The sequence below is a fragment of the Carnobacterium sp. genome (genome assembly GCF_040274425.1).
Genome location: NZ_JBEMBC010000186.1, coordinates 1 through 866, shown reverse-complemented (window position 1 = coordinate 866; position 866 = coordinate 1). Strand labels below are relative to the sequence as shown.

General features: G+C 35.8%; 1 protein-coding gene. It reads right to left on the bottom strand.

Features of this window, described 5'->3' with window-relative positions; all coding sequences use genetic code 11:
* Positions 1 to 866: alpha-amylase family glycosyl hydrolase (locus tag ABS911_RS15190; protein WP_350468245.1), on the bottom strand; the 866-nt coding region annotated here is incomplete at both ends.

Sequence of the window (866 nt, the reverse complement as noted above, 5' to 3'; positions counted from 1 at the left end):
TTCCCTTTAATGATCTCCATAATTTCTTCATGTGGCAGATCTTTTGCTTGTAGTTCTTTATAAGCATTATGTGTCTCTACATCTACATAATCTGTGATATCTTGAAATTCTGGATCTGTCATACCAATTTCTTCACCTTGAAAAACATAAGGTGTTCCACGCATCAAGTGAATCGTTTGTGCTAATAATTTAGCAGAAGCTTCAAAGTGATTCACAGGATCTCCAAAACGGCTGATTGCGCGAGGCTGATCATGATTATTCAAGAACAGTGCATTCCAGCCATTACCTTTAGACATGCCTTCTTGCCAATCATTTAGCAACTCTTTTAATTCCATAAAATCAAATGGTGTTTTGCTCCATTTTTCTCCATTTAAATAATCGACTTTTAAATGATGGAAACTAAAGACCATCGATAATTCTTGTTTTTCAGGATTGGAATAAGAAATTCCATTTTCAATTGTTGTGGAAGACATTTCTCCAACTGTCATGATGTTCGGGTATCTTCCATACGTTTCTTGATTCATTTCATGAATAAATTCATGTGTTATTGGTCTATCAGTATATAAAGATTTTCCCACGCCATCTTCCGCATCTACCAATACTTCATCTTTCCCAATAACATTGAGTACATCAAAACGGAATCCTTTTACGCCTTTTTCTAACCAAAAATTGACTACGTTAAAAAGCTCTTTTCTTACTTCTGGATTACGCCAGTCTAAATCAGCTTGCGTAACATCATACAAATGCAAATATTCTTTTCCAGTATCCCTAAAAGAAGCCCAAGCTGGACCTCCAAATTTTGAGACCCAGTTTGTCGGGTGGCTTCCATCTGCTTTTGGTTCACGTAAGATATAATAATCTTGGTA